Annotated in this window: 3 protein-coding genes, 1 tRNA gene and 1 pseudogene; 3 read left to right on the top strand and 2 right to left on the bottom strand. The window is 66.3% G+C overall.

Annotated features, from left to right (window positions below):
• A pseudogene (locus V7E26_RS29095) lies at positions 1 to 323 on the bottom strand (tripartite tricarboxylate transporter substrate binding protein); the annotation flags it as partial.
• Between the two features lie 145 nt (positions 324 to 468).
• Positions 469 to 3,519, bottom strand: coding sequence for a histidine kinase dimerization/phospho-acceptor domain-containing protein (locus tag V7E26_RS29090; protein WP_324422834.1), 3,051 nt, complete (start codon positions 3,517 to 3,519; stop codon positions 469 to 471).
• A gap of 279 nt (positions 3,520 to 3,798) precedes the next feature.
• Between V7E26_RS29090 and V7E26_RS29085 the strand changes: the two genes are divergently transcribed.
• From V7E26_RS29085 to V7E26_RS29075, 3 genes are all read left to right on the top strand, one after another.
• Positions 3,799 to 4,182: a phasin family protein gene (locus tag V7E26_RS29085; RefSeq protein WP_324422833.1), complete on the top strand. Its 384-nt coding sequence runs from the start codon at positions 3,799 to 3,801 to the stop codon at positions 4,180 to 4,182.
• Positions 4,183 to 4,438: 256 nt separating this feature from the next.
• A complete protein-coding gene (locus V7E26_RS29080) occupies positions 4,439 to 4,873 on the top strand; it encodes a phasin (protein ID WP_324422832.1) in 435 nt (144 codons plus the stop codon).
• A 217-nt stretch (positions 4,874 to 5,090) separates the two neighbouring features.
• Positions 5,091 to 5,167, top strand: a tRNA-His gene (locus tag V7E26_RS29075).

The raw sequence follows: 5,167 nt of genomic DNA, 5'->3' as shown, positions 1-5,167 counted from the left end.
ACCGGCGACTTGTTCATGGCGAGCGCGCCGACCATGACGAAGCCGTTCACCATCATCTGGTTGCCGTCGCCCTTGGCGCCGTTGACGAACTGCGCGATGCCGACGCTGCCGCCGGCGCCCGCGACGTTGGTGACCTGGACGCTGCGGGCGATCTTGGCGGCAACGAGCGCCTGCTGCATCGAGCGCGCGGTCTGGTCCCATCCGCCGCCGGGCGCCGCGGGCGCCATGATCTTGAGCTCGAGCTGCTGCGCGAGGGCAGGGCCGGATGCTGCAAGCGCCAACGCGACGACCGCGCCGAACAGGCGCGCTTGAAACGAAATCATGGGGTCTCCTCCAGGCTCACGCGGGAGCAACTGTGTGTCAATTCGCCGCATATCAGCCGGAAATGCCGCCGCTGTCCAGACGGACTGTCAGAGCGGGGCCATCTTTTGATGAAAGCAGCGACGGCCGCGGAGAAACAGTTCCGCGTCAGGCGCGCGCGACCGCCTGCGGAAACACGATCTCGATCAGCGTGCCGGTGCGGCCACCGGTCTTGATCTGGAATTTCGCGCGGTTGGCTTCGACCAGCGCCTTGGTCAGCGACAGGCTGACCGGCGAACTCTCCGACTGATCCGATGGCGCCCGCGTGCGGAACGGCTCGAGCGCCGCCGCCACCTCATTGTCGTTGAGGCCGTGGCCGGTGTCGCGGACCCGCAGCATCACCTCGCCGAAGTCAGACAGCGCGGTCGAGACGATGACCTGGCCGCCGGCATTGGCGAGATGGATCGAGTTGCCGATCAAATTGAGCGCGATCTGGCGCAGCGCCCTTGCATCGGCGATGACCGGCGGCAGCGCGTGCCCCAGCGAGGTGCGGATGATGATGCGCTCCCGATTGGCCTGCGGCTGCATCACCGCGACGCAGCTCTCGACCAGCTCGTTGAGGTTCTGGTGGGTGAAGGCGAGCTCGAGCTTGCCGGTTTCGATCCGCGAGAGGTCGAGCAGGTCGTTGATGATGGTGATCACGCGCTCGCCGGAGGCGCGGATGTCCTTCATGTATTCGCGGTAGCGCTCGCTGCCGAGCGAGCCGAAGCGCTCGCCGATCATCACTTCGGAAAAGCCGATGATGGCGTTCAGCGGCGTCCGTACCTCGTGGCTGATCCGCGCCAGCACGTCGGCCTTGGCGTTGGCGGCGCGCTCGGCGAGCCGCCGCGCCTCGCGCAAGTCGTTCTCGGTCTTCCTGGCCTGCGACAGATCGCGGAACACCGCGAAGAAATTCGGGCCGTCGGCCCGCGTTCGGCCGATCGTCATCGACAGCGAAATGATGCCGCCCCTGGCTTCGCGTCCCAGCACCTCGCGGCCCTGCTCGAGCAGGCTTGCGACGCCGGATGCCTTGACGCCGGCGAGATATTCGAACACGGCGTGCCGGCTTTCGGGCGCGAACAGATCGGCGAGATTGTGCTGCAGCAGTTCGTCGCCGTTGCGGCCGAACAGCGCCTCGGCGCTGCGGTTGGCCGCGTTGATCTTGCCCTCGGCGTCGAACATCACGATGCCTTCGGCCGTGGTGTCGAGGATGGCGGCGAGTTCTTCGGCATTGGCGTTGCCGACATCTGATGTCGTGGAGATTGCGGGCGCGACTGCCGGCTCGGCTTGCGAAAGCGCGGCGGCCTCATGGCGCGTGCCGGAGAAGATCAAGGCGAGCGCGGAATCGTCGTCCCATGAAATCGTGTAGAGGCGAGCCTCCGCGGCCGATGACGCCGCGTCGCCATCGCCAGGCGCGCTTGCGGAAATCGTCACGGGGCGGCCGGTGTCGGACGTCGAGGAAGCATTCGACGCGCCGAGCTCGACATAGAGCGCATCGAGCCCGCCGGCCTGTTCCAGCGCATGCAGGCTCGAATAGCCCATCTGCGTCAGGAAGGCTTGGTTGGCATAGAGCAGCCGGTCGAGCCGGTAGATCAGGATGCCGACCGGCAGCAAATCGAGCAGCGCCCTGTCACGTGCGGTTTCGCCGCGCGCCGGCGGCTCTGATGGCGCCAGCCATTCCGGCGGCGCGCTGGCGGCATCGCGCACCGACGATGCGGCGAGCGTTTCGGGGACGGCTTCCAGCACGGCGGCCTCGTTGCCGTTCTCGGTTTCGAGCCGCGCCGACAATTGCCGCGCAAGCTCGTCGAAGGCGCTGTTCTCGACCGGCGTCAGCGTTACAGGCTTGGGATCGCCGGGCGCGCGGAACGGCAAAATGTTTGCGGCGGCCTCCGCCGGCCGATCCGCTGCGGTTTCGGTCTGCGATTCCATGACGCGTTCCTCAACGTCTGGCTCGACGTTTTCCTTGGGAGGTTCCTTGGGAGGCTCCACGGCCGTCTCCAGATCTTTCTGACGTGAAGTTTCGGCGGCAGCCAGCTCGGGCAATTCGCCCGGCGCGGGCGATATCGTTTCGGTTGGTTCGGAAGGCGCGGCGGCGGGCACCTCTCGCGGCATCCTCATCTCGCCGGATAATTCCGCAAGGCGCTGCGCGGCGAGCCGCGCCACCGCATCGAAATCGTGGCACACGCCGAAGCCGCGATAGCCGACGAAGTCTCGTGCGGCGTCGAACACCGGCACGCCTGACAGTTCGACCGGCAGCGTGCAGCCGCCATCGACCGGCCAGTCCAGCGTGATGCCGCTCCAGGTCGCGCCGGTCGCGAATGCCTTCATCATCCGTCCCTGCGGATCGAGCCCGAAGGTCTCGGCAACCTCGCGCCAGGGCCGGCCGAACGCCGCCGTGGTGCGCGGGCCGATCAGGCCGACAAATTCATCGGTGCCGAGGGTGAAGCAGCCTTCCTTGTCCATCTGCCAGGTGAAGCGCAGCGGCAGCCGGCGCGCCTGCGGGCTCTCGCCGGTAAATGCTTCGAACGCCGGTAACGGCGTTGGCGATGGTGACGATAGAATGGATGCGGCCGCGGGCGGCGCCTCGGCGGTATCAGGCTCGTCCAGCGCGTCGAACAGCGCAAACTCGGCGGGCGCCTCGCCGGATTGCGCTGGCTGCTCGTAATCGGGAGGCGGCGGCGCGGCTGGTTGCTCGACGAAGGGCACGGCAGCAGGTTCGCCTGGCCGCGAGATCAGCTCTGCTGGCGCGGCAGCCCGCGCAATTTCGCCTTCAAGCGGCGGTTCCGGCAGCGTCAGCCTTGGTGCAATCAGCGCGATGTCGCCGGCGGCGACAAGGACGCCGTGGCTGCCATTCGGAAAATCGAATCGCGAACAGCCGCAGGTCGCGAGCATGCCGAGAGCCGCGCCAAATCCCTGCAGGCGTTCCAGGCGGATCGCGCCGCCTGCGAGCAGCCGATTGGTCAGCCGCGCGACCTGCCGCCGGTGCCGGTCGGCCGGTCCAAAAGCTCGCTCGGCGAGTTCAGCGGCGCTGCTGGCGCCGAACACGCGGACGCCGGCCGCGTTGGCCCAGAGGATCTGCCGGCCATCGGCCGTCCAAAGCCATGCGGGCAGGCGGCTTTTCGCGTAGGCCGCCAATCGCGGGTCGCTTGGCGCCCACAAGGAAGAGTCCGCATCCTTCATCGCAGCTACATGACCGTCCGGCATCGAATCGGCCGCTGGAGCGCCGACAAGGTTAAGCGATCGTTACTATCGCAAGCCGGCCGCGGCAGGTCCACGGGCCGGCTGCCCGGCAGGTAATCTTAGCGGCGGATAACCTTAATCCGGGCGGGGGCGAACCCTTCGGCGGGCGCCGCGTTGCTGTTTGCAAACCGCGCCAGGAGCCCACGATGGCGAACCTCCCGGGCGTCGTTCCGGCGGCCGCTTGGCGGTATCCTGGCAGCAATCCAGAAGGAGCATGCCATGAGCGATGATGCGCGAGGTCGTTTCGAGATACCCAAGGAAATGCAGGCGATGGCGGAAGCAAGCCTGGGCCAGGCCCGCCAGATGTTCGAGAAATTCGTCGCGTCCGCCCAGGCCGCCGCGGGTGCACTGGAAGAGCGCAACGCCACGGTTCGCGCCGGCGCCAAGGATGCCGGCCAGAAGGCGATCGCCTATGCCGAGAAGAACGTGCAGGCCTCGCTCGACCATGCCCAATCGCTGGTGAAGGCCAAGGACGTTGCCGAGGTGATGCGGCTGCACAGCGAATATGTCCAGGCCCAGATGCGCGCGCTGGCCGAGCAGACGGCCGAAATGGGCCAGATTGTCGGCAAGGCCGCCATGGCCGCCGCGAGGCCTAAAACCTGACTGGATCGCAACCGGCCGGACGCAACCATCGGCTGCCCGGATGGAACCCGCAGCCGATGCGCGAAAAAATGTCGCGCTGCACCTGAAATTGCACTGCGTTGCACAAATTTGACATGATGTGGGTGCTTATTGGGCAGGCCCGCCCGTGCATGGGTAAACTTCCGTGAATGCGAGTGTATGTGACCCTTTCGGCCGCCCGTTTATGCGCGTCTGCGAGGGAGAGCAGCGTTTAACCCCATTGTGAAGGATGCAAGCCGTGACCACCTCCACCGATCCCTTCTCCGCCTCCATCATCCCCTTCGAAGTGCCCGAGCAGATGCGCGCGCTTGCCGAAAAGGGCGTCTCCCAGGCCCGCGACAGCTACGCAAAGTTCAAGGACGCGGCCGAAACCCATAACGGCACGATCGAGGCGGTGTTCACCACGGCCAGCAAGGGCGCGAGCGAGTACAACACCAAGCTGATCGAGTTCTTCAAGGCCAACACCTCGGCCACGCTCGATTTCGCGCAGGAACTGTTCGGCGTGAAGACGCCGGCCGCCGCGGTCGAACTGTTTACCGCACACGCCAGGAAGCAGTACGAGACCTTCACCGCCCAGGCCAAGGAGCTCGCCGAGCTCGGCCAGAAGGTCGCGACCGAAACCGTCGAGCCGATCAAGACGTCGGCCGCGAAGTACTACAAGCCGGCCGCCTGATTGCCTCAAGGAATTGGAGCGCGAAAGCCCGGGCGAAGCGCCCGGGCTTTTGCGTGCTCCGACCGGTCCGTCCGCCCGGTCGGATCTTGTTCAAAAATGAACGCAAGACGCCTCGCCGGCGACTATAATCGGTGACGCAGCGGTCTTGCCAAAGCGAGGCGTTGCACCTAGTTTCCGGCCCATTCGCGAGGCCCCTTTTCGGCCCATCGCGCAGGATGCAGTTGTAGCTCAGTTGGTTAGAGCGCCTGTCTGTGGAACAGGAGGTCGGTGGTTCGAGCCCACCCAACTGTACCA

The organism is Bradyrhizobium sp., from assembly GCF_036735945.1.
Taxonomy (GTDB): Bacteria; Pseudomonadota; Alphaproteobacteria; order Rhizobiales; family Xanthobacteraceae; genus Bradyrhizobium.
The sequence above is the reverse complement of the archived record's forward strand: the minus strand, read 5'-3'. Positions and strand labels throughout refer to the sequence as shown.

Excerpts from the sequence above, each read along its gene's own strand:
- V7E26_RS29085 (WP_324422833.1), top strand. The coding sequence starts at position 3,799 with ATGAGCGATGATGCGCGAGGTCGTTTCGAGATACCCAAGGAAATGCAG.
- V7E26_RS29090 (WP_324422834.1), bottom strand. The coding sequence starts at position 3,519 with ATGAAGGATGCGGACTCTTCCTTGTGGGCGCCAAGCGACCCGCGATTG.